Raw genomic sequence first — 16,597 nt, 5'->3', positions numbered from 1 at the left:
TGGTCCGGATCGTCTGCGCACGACACCACGCATCGACGGCGGGATTATCAAGTGCTTCGAGACTGATATACGGGTCGACAGCGTCAGGGGAGGACTGCCATATCATTGAGGAGTGCAAATTCGTCATGAATCAGTTATCACCTTTCTTAAAACTTCTATGAGATCTACGCGCATGTATCAGCGCGATTACGCCCGCAGCAGCCAACGTACTGGCGCTGATAATCCACGTGCTTTTTCGGCTTTGTCACGTTGACGCCTGGTTCGGTTAGGATGGGGAGATGAAGAAGACGAAATCGCTCTACCATGGCCATCGGTTTCCAGCCTCGGTCATCAGCCACGCGGTCCGGTGGTATCTTCGTTTCCAGCTCAGCCTGCGCGATATCGAGGNTGACGCCTGGTTCGGTTAGGATGGGGAGATGAAGAAGACGAAATCGCTCTACCATGGCCATCGGTTTCCAGCCTCGGTCATCAGCCACGCGGTCCGGTGGTATCTTCGTTTCCAGCTCAGCCTGCGCGATATCGAGGAACTGCTGTTCGAGCGTGGTGTGATCGTCAGTCATGAATCCATTCGCCGATGGACCGAGAAGTTCGGCGCCAGCTTCGCCCATCGCATCAAGGCTGCCCGGCGCCAGCCGGGCAGCACATGGCATCTGGACGAAATGTTCGTGTCGTTGCGCGGCGAGCCCTTTGTTCTCTGACGTGCGGTCGATCAGCACGGCATCGAACTCGACATCCTGCTGCAAAAGCGACGCGATAAGACTGCCGCGAAGCGCTTCTTCAAACGGGTACTGTCAGCCAGTGCCGAGGTGCCGAAGAAAATCGTCACCGATCAACTGCGCAGCTATTCTGCGGCAAAAGCAGAAATACCAGTGCTCGCGAACGTCGGATGCGCGGTTTCCGGCTGCCCGACCAGATGCAAACCTTCCTGTCGAGCTTCGGTCCGATCTGGCAACACTTTGCCCTCAAGCGCCATTTGCTGCGTGCCTCGCTTTACCGAAAACAGCTCGCGACCCGGTTCGAATCGTGGCGTCTTTTTACCGGCCTCGCCCAAAATCCGCTCGGCGCTTCCTGAACATCAACTCATCTGGCCGCAATTGGGGCGACAGCGTTAACGTGACAACGCTCCACTTCGTCCTCTCGCCGGATTTATGCAACAACGCCATGACAGCTGGAAGGTACAAGTGGCAGTCATCTTATAGTGTTACTGAATGTATATTGTAATTTTTTGTGATGGAAATCGTAATAAATTGGATTGTCGCCCGAGTCACTTATCGTCAGCCGAAGTAATCTATGGGGTACTGTCAGGTTGACATTATCTGCTACGCCGTTTGGTTGTACTATCGGTTTCCGTTGAGCTTGCGCATGGTTGAGGAGATGCTGGCCGCACGGGGCGTCGAGCTCACGTACGGAACGGTGCGCTGCAGGGCGAGGAAGTTCGGTCTGTCGATCACGAAGCGGATTCGCTCGACGGCGACGGGACGCGGTGACAAGTGGCATCTGGACGAAGTGGTCGTGACGATCAACAGCCACAACCAGTGTTTGCGGCTGTTGATTTGCACGGAATCCTGACCCACGGGGGTGCGGCTAAAATCTTGGACTGGGTTATACCGTAATCAGGTGGTTTTCTGTCGTTGAACTTGTTTTCGTGTCGGTCTATCAGCGTCGCCCCTCCCCGGGGCAGGGGTCACTTTTCTTTGTCTTGCCAAAGAAAAGTAACCAAAAGAAAGTCGCTTTTCTGATCCAAGCTTAGGGTGCCCCCGTAAAACGAACAGGCCCAGCACCTAAGTGTCCACCACGTTCAAAACGCGAATAGGCGCGCGCAGGCACCGTGACATCCCACCACGAAACAGAGTGGTATGCCCCCAGTCCGCTCCATCCTCGCAAGCTCGGACATCGGGTACATCATCCACGCACAAGCAAACGGTCCCGGCACATAAACCTCTTGACCTCCATACCCGCCCATCGTCATTCAACGACGCCCTCTTTCCTTCCGCCATCTCCAGACCCAGATGCAACAACGCCCGCATTCATCGCTGATATGCAGGCGCTGCTGATTGATCGACGAATCTTGGGCGGGCGATATCAGTTCGGCCGCCCGCAAACATCTCGAGCAGGGGTGAACCTGACGTCCGAGCGAAGCGAGGATGGAGCGGACTGGGGGCATACCACTTCGTGCCGTGGTGCGATGCCTCAGTGGCTGCGCGCGCCTATACGCGTTCTCATAGTGGTGGACCCTTAGGTGCTGGGCCCGTTCGTTTTATGAGGGCACCCTAAGCTTGGATCAGAAAAGCGCCTTTTTTTTGGTTAATTTTCTTTGGAAAGAAAAAGAAAAGTTACCCCTGCCCCGGGGAGGGGCGACGCTGATAGACCGACACGAAAACAAGTTCACCGACAGAAACCCTCCCTCACCTCCAAACCCCCAAGATAACCCTCTTCAACACATGCAACTTCCGATGTAAAAAATGCTCCGCTCCGGGGATGACGATAACGGGCAGTTCCTGGGGCCGGGCCCAGTCATAAACGGCTGATATCGGCACAGTCTCGTCGATTTCGCCGTGGATGACGATCGTATCCTCGGGCACATCCGCCACTTGCCACCGGCTGGCGGCGGTCCCGACGAAGAGCATGCGTTCGGTGTGCTGCCCGGCGTCGCGCAGCTTCTTGGCGACGTGCGACAGCACGAAAGTGCCGAACGAAAATCCGGCGAGCACGAGCGGCAACGCCTCGTACCCCGGCTGCGCCCGCATATGCGCAATGACCGCCAGCAGGTCGTCAGCCTCGCCCTCACCATTATCGTGCTCGCCCTGCGTCGCGCCGACGCCACGAAAATTCGCCCGGAACACCACGTAATCGAGTTGCACCAGCGTCCGTGCCAGCGTCTGCGCGACCTTGTTGTCCATCGTTCCGCCGAACAGCGGATGCGGATGCGCAACCAGCGCGATACCGCGCGGCGCGGCAACGCCCTCGCGCACCGCATCCGGCAAATCCACCGCAATCTCGATGGCGCCGACCGGGCCGGCAATCAGGGACTTCAGAGTATGAACGTTCATGCCGCGTACACATTGATCCTGAAAAAAACCACGCTCAAATCTTGAGCCGCTCGACAACCTGTCCGTCGCGCAAATGCGATTCGACAATCTCGTCGATATCGTTCTTGTCGACATACGTGTACCACGTGCCCTCCGGATAAACGACCATCACCGGCCCCTCCTCGCAACGATCCAGGCACCCGGCCTTGTTGATCCGCACCCGCCCCGGACCGGCCAGACCCAACTCCTTGACACGCTTCTTCGCATACTCCTGCATCGTCTGCGCATCGCAATTCGCACAGCTCGGACGCTCCGCGCCCGCTTCACGCTGGTTCAGACAGAAAAACACATGGTGCTGGTAGTAGGAATCCATGATGTGGGCAGTCAGCCAGAAGGCGCAGCGTTGGCGCCGGTGTTGTGGGGATATCGAACGGCCGATTATAGCGAGCGGCTCGCCCCGCCGCAGCGACTAACGCGCACCCCGCCCGCCCAGCCAACTCCGCTCGACACGCCACGCCAGCCAGATCAGCGCCGCATAGGGCCAGACCCAGGCCAGCCAGCGCGCAATGCTGTTGAAATGCACATAGCGGCCCTGCCGCCAGCCCGACAACGTGAAATCGAAGAACGGATTCACCGGCAGCACGTTGACCAGCACCAGTGCCACCGCCAACGCAACGGCCGCGAGCGCCGCGCGCCACGACGGCGCCAGCCGCAGCGCAAGCAACGCCGCCACACCGCCCAGCTCGATGCCGAGCCGCGCACCCGAACTCGCCCAGTCGAACACCAGCCCCGTGCGGGACTGCATGAAGGTCGCGCCTGCCTTCAGGCACAGCACCAGCACGACATAGCCGACCAGCAGCCGCGCCCGCGGCGCCCCCGCCCGCATCGCCAGCGACGCGAGCGCCAACGCCGCGAACAGGCCGAGCCCCGCCAGCACCGCCTCCCAGCCCGAATCGGACAGCCAGCCGTCAAGCCGCGCCGGCCAGCCCAGCACCTGCCACGCGAACGGCGCCCAGCCGAGCAGCGCATCGCGCATCGACGGATCCGCCTGCTCCCACATCTCACCGGGCCAGTCGCCGATGCCGAACAGGAACGGCGAAGGAAACAGGATCGCGAACGGCCACAGCGCCGCGAGGAACAGCGGCGTCGACGCATCCCGCTCGAACCACCTGAAGCGCAGGCGCCGCAAGCCGCCGCGCTCCAGCAGCGCACTCGCCGCGGGCGCGACGAGCGCCGCGCCCAGCAACGCGCCGAGCGCATTGGCCGCGAGATCCAGGTTCGACGACACCCGCTCGGGCAGATAGGTCTGCAACGCCTCCATCGCGCCGGACAGCACGGCGCCGAGCACGCTGGCGATCAGCACCGCCAGCGTGCCGCGCCAACGCGGATGCAGCGCCAGCACCGCGAAACCGCCGAACGGCAAGTAGCCGAGCACATTGGTGACGACATCGAACGCCGTCAGATAGCGCGGCATCGGCGCGAACACGTAATCGAACGGATCGATGCCGAGCGAACGCCAGCCGGAAAACGGATAGAGCGACGCATAGACGATCAGCGCCGCGTACGCGGCAAACGCCTGCCGCGCGAGCGTCGAATGCCGGCCGCCGCCGGGGCTCATTCGCGCGGCGCGAGCGCGGCGTGAATCACGGCGCGGCCGCGTAGGTCTGCACGCCGAGCCACGCAACCAGTTGCGCGACCAGATCGTCGCTGGCGGTCGCCAGCGCCCGCGCGCCGCCCACCGCGTCCGGCGTGCTCGACGGCGCGCGCGCGACGAAGGTGCGCTGGCTCAATACCTTGCCGTCCAGCATGAGCGTCGCCCGCGCGGTCACGGCGGCATGGCTTTGCGACTGGCCGTCGAACACCTGCTCGAACTCGTCCAGCTCGACCTTCAGCACCGGCGCGCGCACGCTGTCCGCGCCTTCCAGCACGGTGCCGCGCGACGACAGCGCGGCGCGCAGGCGCAGCGTCAGCAACTGCGCGGGCGGCGCGGTCCAGCGACTGTCGCGGTACGACGCGATACGCTGCGCATCCGCATACGAAAGCCGGTAGTTGAGCTTGTCCGAATCGAGCGCATCGGGCGCGCTCACGTCGAGCACCTTGATCGCAGGTCCCGCGCCCGCCGACGCGGCCGGATTCGCCGGACCGAAGTCGTAGCGGATGTTCGACAGCGCAGCCGGCGTGCCGGCGCAGCCGCCCGCCAGCGCGAGCGCCAGCACGGCCAGCAGCGCAGCGCCCGGGCGGCCGAAACGAGAAAAGAAACGTGACATGAGGGGTTCCTGCATTTCGAATGTCAACCTTATTGACCAGCGGCCGCCGCATGCGGCCACGTGAAGCCCGCTTCGCCCGGGCCCGGCATCGCGGACGGCGCACCGAACAGCAGGCTGCGCGGATTGCGGCCCACTTCGCCCGCCACATCCTTCAACGTGCGCGATGCATCGCTCACGTTCGTGGCGAGCGCGTTGAAACGCGGCAGCGTGTCGTAATGCACGCGCGCATTGAGATCGGCCAGCGTCTGGTCCATCGTCGTCAGCGCCGCACCCGCCTGCTCCGCCGCCTTGCCGGCCCGGTTCAGGTTCGACGCCAGCGGGCCGCCCGGCTCGATCAGCGCATTCGCCGACGACAGCGTCCGGTTGACCTGCTTCATCGTCGCGGGCATCTCCGTGACGGTCGGCCCCAGCTGCTTCGACAGCGTGGTCACGCCGTCCGCCGCATGCTCCAAGCTGGCCGCCGTCGCCTTCAACTGCTCGCGCATGTCGTCCGACAGCATCGCGTTGACGCTCTTCGCCGCCAGCTCCATCTGCTTGAGGAGCACGTCCCCGCGCTGCTGGATCTGGTCGAACAGGCTCGGGTGCATCGGGATCTGCGCGACGTTATGCACCGACGTCGGCAGCGACGACGGGTCGCCGCCCGTATCGTCGAGCTGCACGAACGCGATCCCCGTCACGCCCTGGAAACCGAGGCTGCCGTAAGTGGAGCGCGTGATCGGCGCATCCTTGTCGACCAGGATCCGGATCGCGATCTCGCCCGGATGCGCGCGGTCGAAATTGATCGACTGCACCTTGCCGACATCGAGCCCGCGATAGCGCACCGCCGCGTCCGGAAAGAGCCCGGTGACGTTGGTGCGCGACACGAGATCGTACGGAATGCGCACCGTGCGATCGACGTTGAACCAGAACACCGTGCCCACGATCGCCAGCAGCAGGCCGATCGTGAAGAGCCCGGCCCAGAATGCATGTGATTTGTTTTCCATTCGCGAATTCCTTGTCTACAGCTCGACGCTCGACAGCGCCGGTTCGAGCGCGGCCTTCGGCAGCTTCGCGCGCCGTTCGGGCGGCAGCGCCTGCAGCGCCCGCCTGCCCCGCAAGCCGAGAAAATACTCGTGGATGAAAGGATGGTCGACGTTCGCGACCTCCTCGACGGGCGCCGCCGCGAGCACCTTGCGGTCGGCGATCACGGCCACCCGCGTCGACAGCGCGACCATCGTGTCCAGATCGTGCGTGACCATCACGACGGTCAGCCCGAGCGTCCGGTGCAGCGTGGCGATCAGCTCGACGAATTCGTCCGACGCCTGCGGATCGAGGCCCGCCGTCGGTTCGTCGAGGAACAGCAGCTCGGGTTCGAGCGCGATCGCGCGCGCGATGCCCACCCGCTTCACCATCCCGCCCGACAGCGCGGCCGGCATCTTCGACGCATGCTTGCACGGCAGTCCGACCATCTCGAGCTTCAGCATCACGATGTCGTGCAGCAGGTCCTCGGGCACGCGGCCCAGCTCGCGCAGCGGCTGCGCGATGTTGTCGAACACCGTCAGCGACGAGAACAGCGCGCCCTGCTGGAACAGCATGCCGGAGCGGCTGCGCATCACGCGCGCGGTGTCGGCGTCGATCAGCGACGTGTCCTCGCCGAACACCTTGATGGTGCCGGACGTCGGCCGCTCGAGGCCGAGGATCTGCCGCACCAGCGTGGTCTTGCCGGACCCCGAGCCGCCGACGATCGACACGATCTCGCCCTGCCGCACGTCGAAGTTCAGATGCTCGTGCACGACGTTGCGCCCGTAGCGCTTCGACAGGTCGCGCACCTCGATGACCAGATCGTTCGCGCCCATCATCCGAGCCCCACGTTCTGGAACAGGATCGCGAACACCGCGTCGGCGAGGATCACGACCGTGATCGACGTGACGACCGACGTGGTGGTGCCCTCGCCGAGGCTCTGCGAATTCGCCTTGATCCGGAAGCCGAAATGGCAGGCGACCAGCGCGATCAGCATGCCGAACACGATGCCCTTGCCGAGCCCGATCCACAGGTTCGCGATCGGCACCACGCCCGGCAGCGAGCGCACGAAGAAGTTGACGTCGATGCCGAGCACGAGCTTCGCGGCCAGCGCGCCGCCCGACAGCGCGACGACGTTGGTCCACATCACCAGCAGCGGCATCGCGACGCCCAGCGCCAGCACGCGCGGCAGGATGATCCGCAGGCCGTGCGGGATGCCCATCACCCGCATCGCATCGAGCTCCTCGGTGACCCGCATCACGCCGATCCGCGCGGTGATCGCCGACCCCGAGCGGCCGGCCACCAGGATCGCCGACAGCACCGGTCCCAGCTCGCGGATCACCGACAGGCCGAGGATGTTGACGATGTAGCGGTTCGCGCCAAACATCTGCAGCTGCTGCGCGGACAGGTAGCTGAGCACGATGCCGATCAGGAACGCGACCAGCGCGGTGATCGGCAGTGCCTGGGTGCCCGCGCTATAGATGTTGGCGGAGAATTCGGTCCACGGCATCGTGCGGGGCCGCCGCACGATCGACAGCAGGTCGAGCATCACGCGGCCGAACATCGCGATCCCGCCCTGCATGTGCTCGCCGAACGAGAACAGCGCATTGCCGAGACGCGTGACCGGATCGTGCCGTACCACGGGCTCGGGCGCTTCGCGGCTCTCGTCGAGCCGCTGGATGCGCTCGAAGATGGTGCGCTGGGTATCGGTCAGCGCGATGCCGTCGGGCAGCCGGTGGCCCCACACCCGCCACAGCGCCTGCCCGCCGACGTGGTCGAGCCGCTCGACCCCGGACAGATCCCACTCGCGGACCCGCTGGCGGGCAAGCCCCGCCACCCGGCGCGCGGCGCCGCCTCGGTCGCGCGCGAGCGCGAGCGCCGTCCACTGTCCGGAAAGGCGCACTGTCGGGCCTTGGCCGCCGGTATCGACCGACAGGCCGGGAGGTGTCTTGAAATCCAATGGGCGATTTTGCAAAACGATGACAGCGGCCATTGTAGCGAACCCCTCCGCCCCGCGACGCGCCGATTTGCCGGGCGCCCCATCGCGCCCGGCGCGGCGCCGGGCCGGCGCCCTGTCAGCTTGACGAGCTGGCGCGCGGCTTCCGGACGGCCATCATTCCACTTTCATTCGGCCGTCATGTTTCCTTTCGATACTCTCACGCGCCGGATTCCAGGCCGTCGGCGCGCCGCGCCGCTCTTTTTCCGCCAGACAGAACAGAACAGGAAAACCCGATGCAACTCCCGCCGTTGTCCCGCACGCGCCTGCCGGCCGTCGCGGCCCTCGCCTCCCTTGTCCTGCTCGCCGCCTGCAACAGCGACGGCACCAGCTCGCCCGCCCAGCCGCCCGTCACGCAGACGCCCGCCGCCGGCACCAGGGCGACGGTCGCCGTGCTCGAAACGACCGACCTGCACACCAACGTGCTTTCGTACGACTATTTCAAGCTGGCCGCGGACAACTCGCTCGGCTTCGAACGGGTCTCGACGCTGATCGCGCAAGCCCGAGCGCAGTATCCGAACTCGCTGCTGTTCGACAACGGCGACACGATCCAGGGCACGGCGCTCGCCGACTACCAGGCGCTTGTCAGCCCGGTGTCGTGCGACCAGACGCTCGCGATCTACAAGGTGATGAACGCGGCGAAATTCGACGGCGGCGGCATCGGCAACCACGAATTCAATTACGGCCTGCCCTATCTGTCGCAGGTGACGGGCAACACGTTCAATATCGCCGGCCTGCCGGACCCGGCGCAGCAGAAGAAATGCGCGGGGCCGAACTTCCCGCAGGTGCTCGCGAACGTGGTCAGCGCGAAGACCAATGCGCCGCTGTTCCAGCCGTACACGATCATCACCCGGACCGTCGCCGCGACCGCGCCCGACGGCAGCACGGTGAGCGCCCCCGTGAAAATCGGCATCATCGGCTTCACGCCGCCCACCATCATGAGCTGGGACAAGCGCTGGCTCGACGGCAAGGTCTACACGACGGGCCTCAAGGAAGCCGCGCAACAGTACATTCCGGAGATGCGCGCGAAGGGCGCCGACCTGATCGTCGCGATCTCGCACGGCGGCCTCGACAACTCGCCGTACTCGCCGACGATGGAAAACGGCAGCTGGTGGCTGTCCACCGTGCCGGGCATCGACGCGATGCTGATCGGCCACTCGCACCAGGTGTTCCCGGACGCATCGAGCACGGTATCGCAGTTCAACCTGCCGGGCGTCGACAAGGTGAAGGGCACCGTCAACGGCGTGCCGACGGTGATGGCGAACTACTGGGGCAAGCACCTCGGCGTGATCAAGCTCGGCCTTGCGTTCGACGGCAAGCGCTGGAACGTCGACAAATCGCAGACCACCGTCGAGGCGCGCTCGATCCAGAATGCCGACAAGACCTACGTGGCCGCCGATCCGGCGGTGTCGGCGGCGATCGCCGCGGAGCACCAGGCGACCATCCGCTACGTGAAGACGCCGGTCGGCGCCACCGACTACCGGATGAGCAGCTACTTCGCGGACGTCGGCGACCCGGGCGCGATCCAGATCGTCAACGAGGCGCAGGCCGACTACGTGTCGACCTACGTGCAGGCGAACCTGCCGCAGTATGCGGGAGTGCCGGTGCTGTCGGTAAGCGCGCCGTTCAAGAGCGGCTTCGGCGGCGGCAGCGATTTCACCGACGTCGCGCCGGGCTCGCTCGCGATCAACAACGCGGCCGACCTGTACCTGTATCCGAACACCGTCTATGCGGTGAAGGTGAGCGGCTCGGACGTGAAGAACTGGCTCGAGACCGCGGCGAAGCGCTTCAACACCATCGACCCGGCCAAGGCAACCGTGCAGAAGCTCGTGAGCACGTTCCCCGGCTACAACTTCGACATGTTCACGTCGGCGGACCTGAGCTACGAGATCGACGTATCGCAGGCGCCCGGCAGCCGGATCAGGAATCTGCTGTACAAGGGCGCGCCGATCGATCCGAACGGGCAGTTCATCGTCGCGACCAACAACTACCGCGCGAGCGGCGGCGGCAACTTCCCGGGCCTCGACGGCAGCAAGACGATCTTCGCGTCGCCGGACGCGAACCGCGACGTGCTGATCGCGTTCATCAAGAAGCGCGGCAAGATCACCCGCACCGCCGACGGCGCGCAGCGCAGCTGGCGTTTCACGAAGCTCGCCGGCTCGGTCGCGCACGTGCAGTTCTCGTCCGCGCCGAACCTGCTCCAGCAGGCGACCGACGCGGGCCTGACCGGCATCACGCAGGTTGCCGCCGACGACGGGTCGGGCAAGAACCTCGCGATCTATGAAATCGACCTGACGCAATGAGGCACGCGATGCGCAATATCGATACGGTCAACGTCGGCGCGCCGCTCGGCGGCCCGCTGCAGCGCCTGCTGCGCGCGAAGCTCACGCCGGCGGGGATGCTCGCGCTCGCGGCGGCGCTGGCCGCGGGCGTCGCGGCGGCGGGCTGGGCCGGGTTCGCCGCGCATGGCGCGCCGCAGGCGAGCCGCACGCAGATCGAGGAGTGGCAGGCGATGGTCACGCAGGCGACGGAGCCGCGCGCGCTGCAGCGGCTGCGCGAGCTGGCCCGGCACGGCTCGGGCGACGCGCAGACCGCGCTCGGCACCGCGCTGCTCGGCTCGCGCGAAGCCGCGCTGCGCGACGAAGGGCTCGGCTGGCTGCGCACCGCGGCCCGGCCGGCCCCGGACGGCCGTCCGGGGCCGGCGAGCGCCCGTGCGGCACAGCTCGCGCTCGGCAAGGCGATGCTGCTCGGCAGCGGCGGCGTCGAACGCGACTATCCGCACGCGCTCGCGCTGCTGCGGCCCGTCGCGGCCGCCGGCGATCCGGCCGCCGCGTACTACCTCGGGCTGATGTACCGCAGCGGCTACGGCACGCCTGCCGATCCGGCCGCCGCGGCCCGCTGGTTCGAACAGGCCGCGCGGCAGGACATCCCGGCCGCGCAGTTCATGCTTGCGAACGCGTACCGCGACGGCAGCGGCGTGCCGCGCGACGAGGCGCGCGCGCTCGAGCTGTATCGGCATGCGGCGGACCATGAGTTGCCCGAAGCCGTGCAGACGCTCGCGATGGCCTATCGCAACGGAGAACTGGGGCTCGCGCGCGACGACGACGCGTTTCATTCGCAGTGGCTCGAAGCCGCGCATGCGCTCAAGCATCCGGTGACGGCGCCTTGAGCGGGTAAGGACGGAGGGGAAAGGGGACACGCGGACCGGATGTCGGGTCACGGCCGGGTCGCTCAGAGCGGAACGGGTCAGAACCGCGTCGCGAGAAAGCGGGTTCGATAGCGCATAGGCGGCAGGCCTCCCCCTGGTTCAGAGGATGGAACGACGAACCAAAACGTTATCCAGGAGGTCTTGCGGCCCTTGCGGCAGCCAATCTGCAGCACTCGGAAATTCCCGATCGCTGCGGGCGTTCAATCATCCGAGCACCACACACGCCATGACTACCCACGCCCCGATGTCGGAACCGACGAGATCAGGGTCGCCCCGCACGATGTCTTGTGGCCGTCGAAGGCCACCGCGACACCGTCGATCGTCACGTTGGGATCGCCTTCGATAATCACGCAGTTGTTGTGGCCTCCCATCGGACAGGAGCAATGGTCGCCCACACAGGCCACGGCCCGGTTCATGACGATGGATTTTTCTCGGCCCGTTTCCACGCGACCTCCATGGCTGGTCGCGTCTCCCACTCGAATCACACCACGCACGATTTCCTCCCGGCGGCGATATTCACTATTCATCCAAACATCACGTCAATATCTAGGTGACTGATACTTAACGAAGCGGGTATCGCGGCGGCTATATGCCACAGAGGCTGACCGTCTGGTTCGGATCGGCCTTGCGGATCACCCACACGAGCATGGCCGAGCGCTTGGCGGCCGATACGAAATGGGACGATGCGGACTGTCGCTGCCGTATGGGTAACCGCTCACCACCATGTCGACAACTTACCCTCACTTGAACGGGCTCGTGCCGTTGGTCTTCTGCGCCCACGCAGCCTTGGCTGCCGTATCGGGAGGGCTCACCATGATGATGCTCGCCGTTCCGTTGGGTCGCCGGTTCACCGTGGCGCTCGCACCACCGTCTTGGTAGCTCGCGATCAAGCCCAAGCCGATTTGCACAAGCGGCGAACTCACGCCAGTATTACCGATGCGCGCACCAATATCGTAGCCCTCTTTGACTTCGCCCAGGCTCGGCGCCGACGAACCCATTTGCGCAAGCGCCTGATTCAGCGGAATCACGAAGAGCCGGTCACCCGTCGTGTCGTAAAACACCCGTTTCGGCTCTTGACTATCCGGCAGCGTGGCGAGGGCTTGCTCCCAACCCATCTTCATGGCCTCAGCCTGAGCCGCAGTCTTGAGGGGATGTCCCTGGTCATCAACGAGCTTCACGTCGACGGGGCGATGTAGGTAGCCAAGCAGCGGTGCGTTGTCGAATTGCTTGAGTTGCCACGTGGTCCACCGCACTGGAACGTACGGCGTCGGCTTGAATTCACCCGGACCCTTGTTGCTGATGGTTTTCCAGAACTCAGGCAATTGGGCTTGCCACCAGCTTGACGACATCACGCCGAGCACAGACGGATCTTCAACACCGGCCGATCTTTCTTGTTTGAGATATTGGGCATCGAAACCGTCTGGTCCTTCGTCATTCGTTTTATCCCAAAAGTAATTCCAAAGCTTGATGATGTCGTAATCCGTGCTCTTGCGATTGATCTGATCGGTCTGCTCGACTGCAAAGGGGCGAATCAGCCTGTCGACACGGTCCGAACGTGATACGAGCAACGCCCCGATGCTGTCCGGAAGCGCCGGGATGATATGGCCGGCTCGCGGCGCTCCGCCGCTCCCTGGCGCACCGAGAAGCGAGCGCAGCATTGAGCCATCTGAACTGAACACCAAGGCTTCCGGCACATCGGGATGCGTGTCGAAGAACGCGAATAGTTTTGCGATCATCGCCGCGCCATCGCCCGTATTGTCGTCCTCCTCCCAAAGCAACAACGTGACACCCAAACTCGCCTTTTGACGGAGACCGGCGATTTGCTTAGCCGCTCGATAGTCATTTTTTTTGTCCTTGAGCGGCCCCCAAATGATTACTGGAACGGGCCAATATTCAACTGCACGATGCGCAGCATCTTTAAACCCCATCCCCACTACCACACCAAAACTGCTCAACCTTTCACCGTCATTGTCCGGATAATCCGTAGGATTTCCAGATAAAAAAGTCTCATGATTGCTGGCCTTCTTTTCAAGGCGCTGCCAAATTTCTTCATTATTAAAATCACCGGTGACGACTCCGACGCCTCGCACCTCCAAAACATACTTCTGTCCGGTCTGCGAAAGCATTGCAGATGAGCCGTTGAACCCGTGCGAGACGACAGTATCGATGGCCGGCTTGCTCTCAGGCACTGCCGATGCGGAAACAGAAGAAGCCGACGATCGGTGCATCCATGCGGCACTCAGCCCGTATATCACGGCAGCGAACGCGAGCAGCACTAACATTCCGTTCCGGATGTAACTCCCCATGTGCGGCATCTCCTGACCCGTTGTTTCCCAATAACTGTACGACTTCATCATGACCAGGACGATCCAGACAAGTGCAGCCAGGACGAAGCCCGCAATGTACGGCCGAAGGCGAGGTTTGGCAATCATTGCCGGAACCCTTGAAAAACCTCCCCGACCGTCTTGTTGCCGTACTGCATCTGCGCTTGCTGGGTGAGTTGTTTGGCATACGCTTGGTCTGCCGCCTGCTGCGCAGCGAGGGCTGCTGGTGTCAATTCACTGGTTACAAGCGTTGGCAGTGTACTTGAGACATATTTTTCCGGAAATACGCCTTTTATATAATAAGTTGAGCAGGCTTGAATAAAGTCTCGCATTTCTTGACTTAATCGCGTGTAATTTGCATTGTTTTTTATTTTAGACAAAACCGAATCATCCATCTTCCAATCGGAAATCAAGATCAACAGCTCCCGCCAAATCGGATCGTCGAGGGTTACGGCTTGACCAATCGCGACGTCCATCGCCGTGACCCAGCGGTGGTTCTTCGCACTATGCAGGACACCCGAATGGTAATTGTTCGCTTCGTAGGCATCGCGGTCGGTTTTCATTCGTTCGCGTGCCTCGTTCGGCGTCTCCTCTCGCTCGACGCCATACGATACCTTGGGACCAAACGGCCCCAGAAGCGGGATGGTAGCCTGCGTTAGACGCCAATTCTGCGACTGATCGTCAACCGCCTTATTGGCGTTGAACTCCGCTTTGAGCCTGTTCAGGTCCCCAGGCGCGTCCATCGAAAACCCTTCAACGGTCTTCCAGCTCAGCTTCGCGTATTGATTACCCAGCGCGATGTTCTTCGTCACGTCATCGGGTGCCAGCAAGCCTGGAACATCGGCTTTGCCCGGACGAGGACCACCGGGTACGATCTCTCCGCCGTACAGATCCGGTACGCAAGGTGGTTTGAGCGCTTCGCCGTTGATGAATCGGATGTCGTTCTGTTGGAAACGCGCTTGCAAGGCAACATTCTGGAGTTGCGACGACGCGCTGCCCTTGAGTTGGCTGAAGTAGCCCTGGCCCGCTGCCCCGACGTCGGGGCCGGGTGATAGCCGTTCGAACTGCTCGCGCACCGGTACGCGCGCGGGTGCCAGCCCCACTTTGACCTTCTCGAATTTGCCGTTGCCATTGTGATCACGCTCCATGCGCGTCCACATGCGCTGAAAGAAGCGCATCTTCGGATCACCCAACACCTTCATGGCAGGCATGGTCTTTTTGCCGGGGTGCGTCTTGAGCGCGTCACCGTCAGCGGGCACTTCGTCCGGCACGCCGAACGTACCGATGCCGTGCATTTTCTTCAGGCCCACGACGGTGTCTTCGGGACAAAAGTAGAGGTAGACCTTACCGCGATTGTCGCGCTCATCGAACGTCACCCAGTTCTTCCCGCTGTCGTCCAGACGCTTGCCCTGCGTCTTCGTCCAACCGGTACCGGCTCGGCCGCCGTGATTTTCGTGACTGGTCAGCATCTCGGCCAGATCAGGAACTGTGTACGGCTCCTGCGTCACCGCATTGACGATATCGATGAGAGTCTTGAGCTTGGCGTGACCGGTTTGATTGCAGTCGTCGGTTTGATACAGCCCGTAGGGCGTATCGACCATGATGATGCAGTCCACGCAGCGCTGCCCTTTCTCCTTCAGGATCGCTTGGGCCAGCAGCGTGATAATCGTGCCCTGGCTATGTCCCATGATCGTAATCGTCTCGTTCTCGGGTTTTATCCCGTGGGCCTCGGCGACAGCCTTCGGCTGGATCGTCCGAATCGCCATGATCAGATTGGCTAGACGGGTCGCAGCCAAGACGAAGTAGCGCCGGTCAGGGGCGTCGGCCGCATAGACCGTGTTACCTCCGAGCGCGTTCCTGGTTAATAGTTTCGAGGCCTCGTCAGCCTTGAATCCTTCGCCGTACATCTGCGGGATATTGTTGGTCGCGTTCGCGAAGAAGCCCCCGGCTTTCGCGAAATGGGCATCCAGCCGGTTGCCATGAACGTCCTGGTATTGGCCGCGCGTCATCAGATTGCCGTTGGCGTCGGTGCTCTGACTGGTGACGTCCCCCGGATTATTGACCTTGGCGATGTCGCTGTTGTCCGCACGCAATCCCCAATAGAAGGGGATAAAGAAGCTTTTGGTGACGTTGGTAATTTCGGTGCGCTGATAAAGGTACGTATCCGGATCGTTCAGTAGGACGTTATCTTTATCAATCCGCTCGTCTCCCTTCTTCTTTGCGGCAGCGCCATACGCCTTGCCATAAACACCGGGCTTCAAATCAGTTCGCGACAGTCGATCGTTGAGACCCAGACACAGGCCTTGCTCGACCACCGAATACACCGCGCCCGGATCGTTCACCCCATGGATGAAAATCACGATGCCCGGCAGATCCCCAGGCAAGAGGACATTCCGGGCATCCGGGCGATTGGTCATCGTGACGCCAGCCCCTTGCGCCGTGACGTGATAGTCGCTGTTCTTGTCAGCCATGAATTCTCCGCATCCGCCTCAGAGCGACGGCTTCAAAATATCGACCTTCGCAATGCGCATCACGTCGTCTTTCACCAGATTCGTCAGGCCGCTTGCATCGCTCTTGCCTTCGAGCACACGGCCGTCGTTCAGCGTAATGCGGTAGGACTGGTTGGCGGCGAGTGCGGGCGTCTCGGTGGTGTGCCCAGGGAAATGCAGCCTGAATTGCTGGTCGGAGGGCTGATTACCGAACGCCGTCTTCGTCGCCTGCTCCGTCGACGGCCCGCCCCACTGGTGCGACGCCGACAGCAGCTTGATATCCCC

The 16,597-nt window shown here is 63.1% G+C and carries 12 protein-coding genes and 4 pseudogenes; 5 read left to right on the top strand and 11 right to left on the bottom strand.

What is annotated here, in order from left to right; translation table 11 throughout:
• The first annotated feature begins 416 nt into the window (after nt 1–416).
• The 3 pseudogenes from RZR99_RS30785 to RZR99_RS30775 form a co-directional block, all read left to right on the top strand.
• A pseudogene (locus RZR99_RS30785) lies at nt 417–1,072 on the top strand (IS6 family transposase).
• 218 nt (nt 1,073–1,290) lie between these two features.
• Nucleotides 1,291–1,521 (top strand): annotated as a pseudogene (locus RZR99_RS30780) (IS6 family transposase); the annotation flags it as partial.
• Between the two features lie 124 nt (nt 1,522–1,645).
• Nucleotides 1,646–1,735: pseudogene (locus tag RZR99_RS30775) on the top strand (ion transporter); the annotation flags it as partial.
• Between the two features lie 670 nt (nt 1,736–2,405).
• On the opposite strand, the gene RZR99_RS30770 reads toward RZR99_RS30775, so the two are convergent.
• The 7 genes from RZR99_RS30770 to RZR99_RS30740 all read right to left on the bottom strand — a co-directional run bounded on the left by RZR99_RS30770 (nt 2,406) and on the right by RZR99_RS30740 (nt 8,255).
• The gene (locus tag RZR99_RS30770) at nt 2,406–3,050 is read right to left on the bottom strand and encodes an alpha/beta hydrolase (RefSeq protein ID WP_323123528.1); all 645 of its coding nucleotides are present in this window, start codon (nt 3,048–3,050) and stop codon (nt 2,406–2,408) included.
• A 34-nt stretch (nt 3,051–3,084) separates the two neighbouring features.
• Entirely contained in the window at nt 3,085–3,402 is a 318-nt protein-coding gene (locus tag RZR99_RS30765; RefSeq protein ID WP_323123527.1) for a (2Fe-2S) ferredoxin domain-containing protein, read from the bottom strand.
• Nucleotides 3,403–3,498: 96 nt separating this feature from the next.
• A complete protein-coding gene (locus RZR99_RS30760; RefSeq protein ID WP_323123526.1) occupies nt 3,499–4,647 on the bottom strand; it encodes a VanZ family protein in 1,149 nt (382 codons plus the stop codon).
• Nucleotides 4,648–4,672: 25 nt separating this feature from the next.
• The gene (locus tag RZR99_RS30755) at nt 4,673–5,296 is read right to left on the bottom strand and encodes an ABC-type transport auxiliary lipoprotein family protein (protein ID WP_323123525.1); all 624 of its coding nucleotides are present in this window, start codon (nt 5,294–5,296) and stop codon (nt 4,673–4,675) included.
• A gap of 29 nt (nt 5,297–5,325) precedes the next feature.
• A complete protein-coding gene (locus RZR99_RS30750; protein WP_323123524.1) occupies nt 5,326–6,279 on the bottom strand; it encodes an MlaD family protein in 954 nt (317 codons plus the stop codon).
• Nucleotides 6,280–6,294: 15 nt separating this feature from the next.
• Entirely contained in the window at nt 6,295–7,134 is an 840-nt protein-coding gene (locus RZR99_RS30745) for an ABC transporter ATP-binding protein (RefSeq protein WP_323123523.1), read from the bottom strand.
• Complete coding sequence (locus RZR99_RS30740) at nt 7,131–8,255, bottom strand: MlaE family ABC transporter permease (RefSeq protein ID WP_323123522.1); 1,125 nt, start codon at nt 8,253–8,255, stop codon at nt 7,131–7,133. Before RZR99_RS30740 ends, RZR99_RS30745 begins: the two co-directional genes overlap by 4 nt.
• A gap of 272 nt (nt 8,256–8,527) precedes the next feature.
• Between RZR99_RS30740 and RZR99_RS30735 the strand changes: the two genes are divergently transcribed.
• Nucleotides 8,528–10,594 (top strand): bifunctional 2',3'-cyclic-nucleotide 2'-phosphodiesterase/3'-nucleotidase, encoded by a 2,067-nt coding sequence (locus RZR99_RS30735; RefSeq protein WP_323123521.1) that lies wholly within the window; start codon nt 8,528–8,530, stop codon nt 10,592–10,594.
• An 8-nt stretch (nt 10,595–10,602) separates the two neighbouring features.
• Nucleotides 10,603–11,460: a tetratricopeptide repeat protein gene (locus RZR99_RS30730; RefSeq protein ID WP_323123520.1), complete on the top strand. Its 858-nt coding sequence runs from the start codon at nt 10,603–10,605 to the stop codon at nt 11,458–11,460.
• A 269-nt stretch (nt 11,461–11,729) separates the two neighbouring features.
• Here the strand turns inward: RZR99_RS30730 and RZR99_RS30725 are convergent, their stop codons facing one another.
• From RZR99_RS30725 to RZR99_RS30710, 4 genes and pseudogenes are all read right to left on the bottom strand, one after another.
• Nucleotides 11,730–11,993, bottom strand: a complete 264-nt coding sequence (locus RZR99_RS30725) for a PAAR domain-containing protein (RefSeq protein WP_323123529.1) — start codon at nt 11,991–11,993, stop codon at nt 11,730–11,732.
• A 246-nt stretch (nt 11,994–12,239) separates the two neighbouring features.
• Nucleotides 12,240–13,931 (bottom strand): type VI lipase adapter Tla3 domain-containing protein, encoded by a 1,692-nt coding sequence (locus RZR99_RS30720; protein WP_323123519.1) that lies wholly within the window; start codon nt 13,929–13,931, stop codon nt 12,240–12,242.
• Nucleotides 13,928–16,294: a T6SS effector phospholipase Tle3 domain-containing protein gene (locus tag RZR99_RS30715; protein ID WP_323123518.1), complete on the bottom strand. Its 2,367-nt coding sequence runs from the start codon at nt 16,292–16,294 to the stop codon at nt 13,928–13,930. The genes RZR99_RS30720 and RZR99_RS30715 overlap by 4 nt, the downstream gene beginning before the upstream one ends.
• Before the next feature lie 18 nt (nt 16,295–16,312).
• A pseudogene (locus RZR99_RS30710) lies at nt 16,313–16,597 on the bottom strand (type VI secretion system tip protein VgrG); the annotation flags it as partial.

Origin of the sequence: Burkholderia alba (genome assembly GCF_034721475.1) — a bacterium.
Lineage (GTDB): Bacteria > Pseudomonadota > Gammaproteobacteria > Burkholderiales > Burkholderiaceae > Burkholderia > Burkholderia alba.
This window is presented reverse-complemented; position numbering and strand designations above follow the sequence as displayed.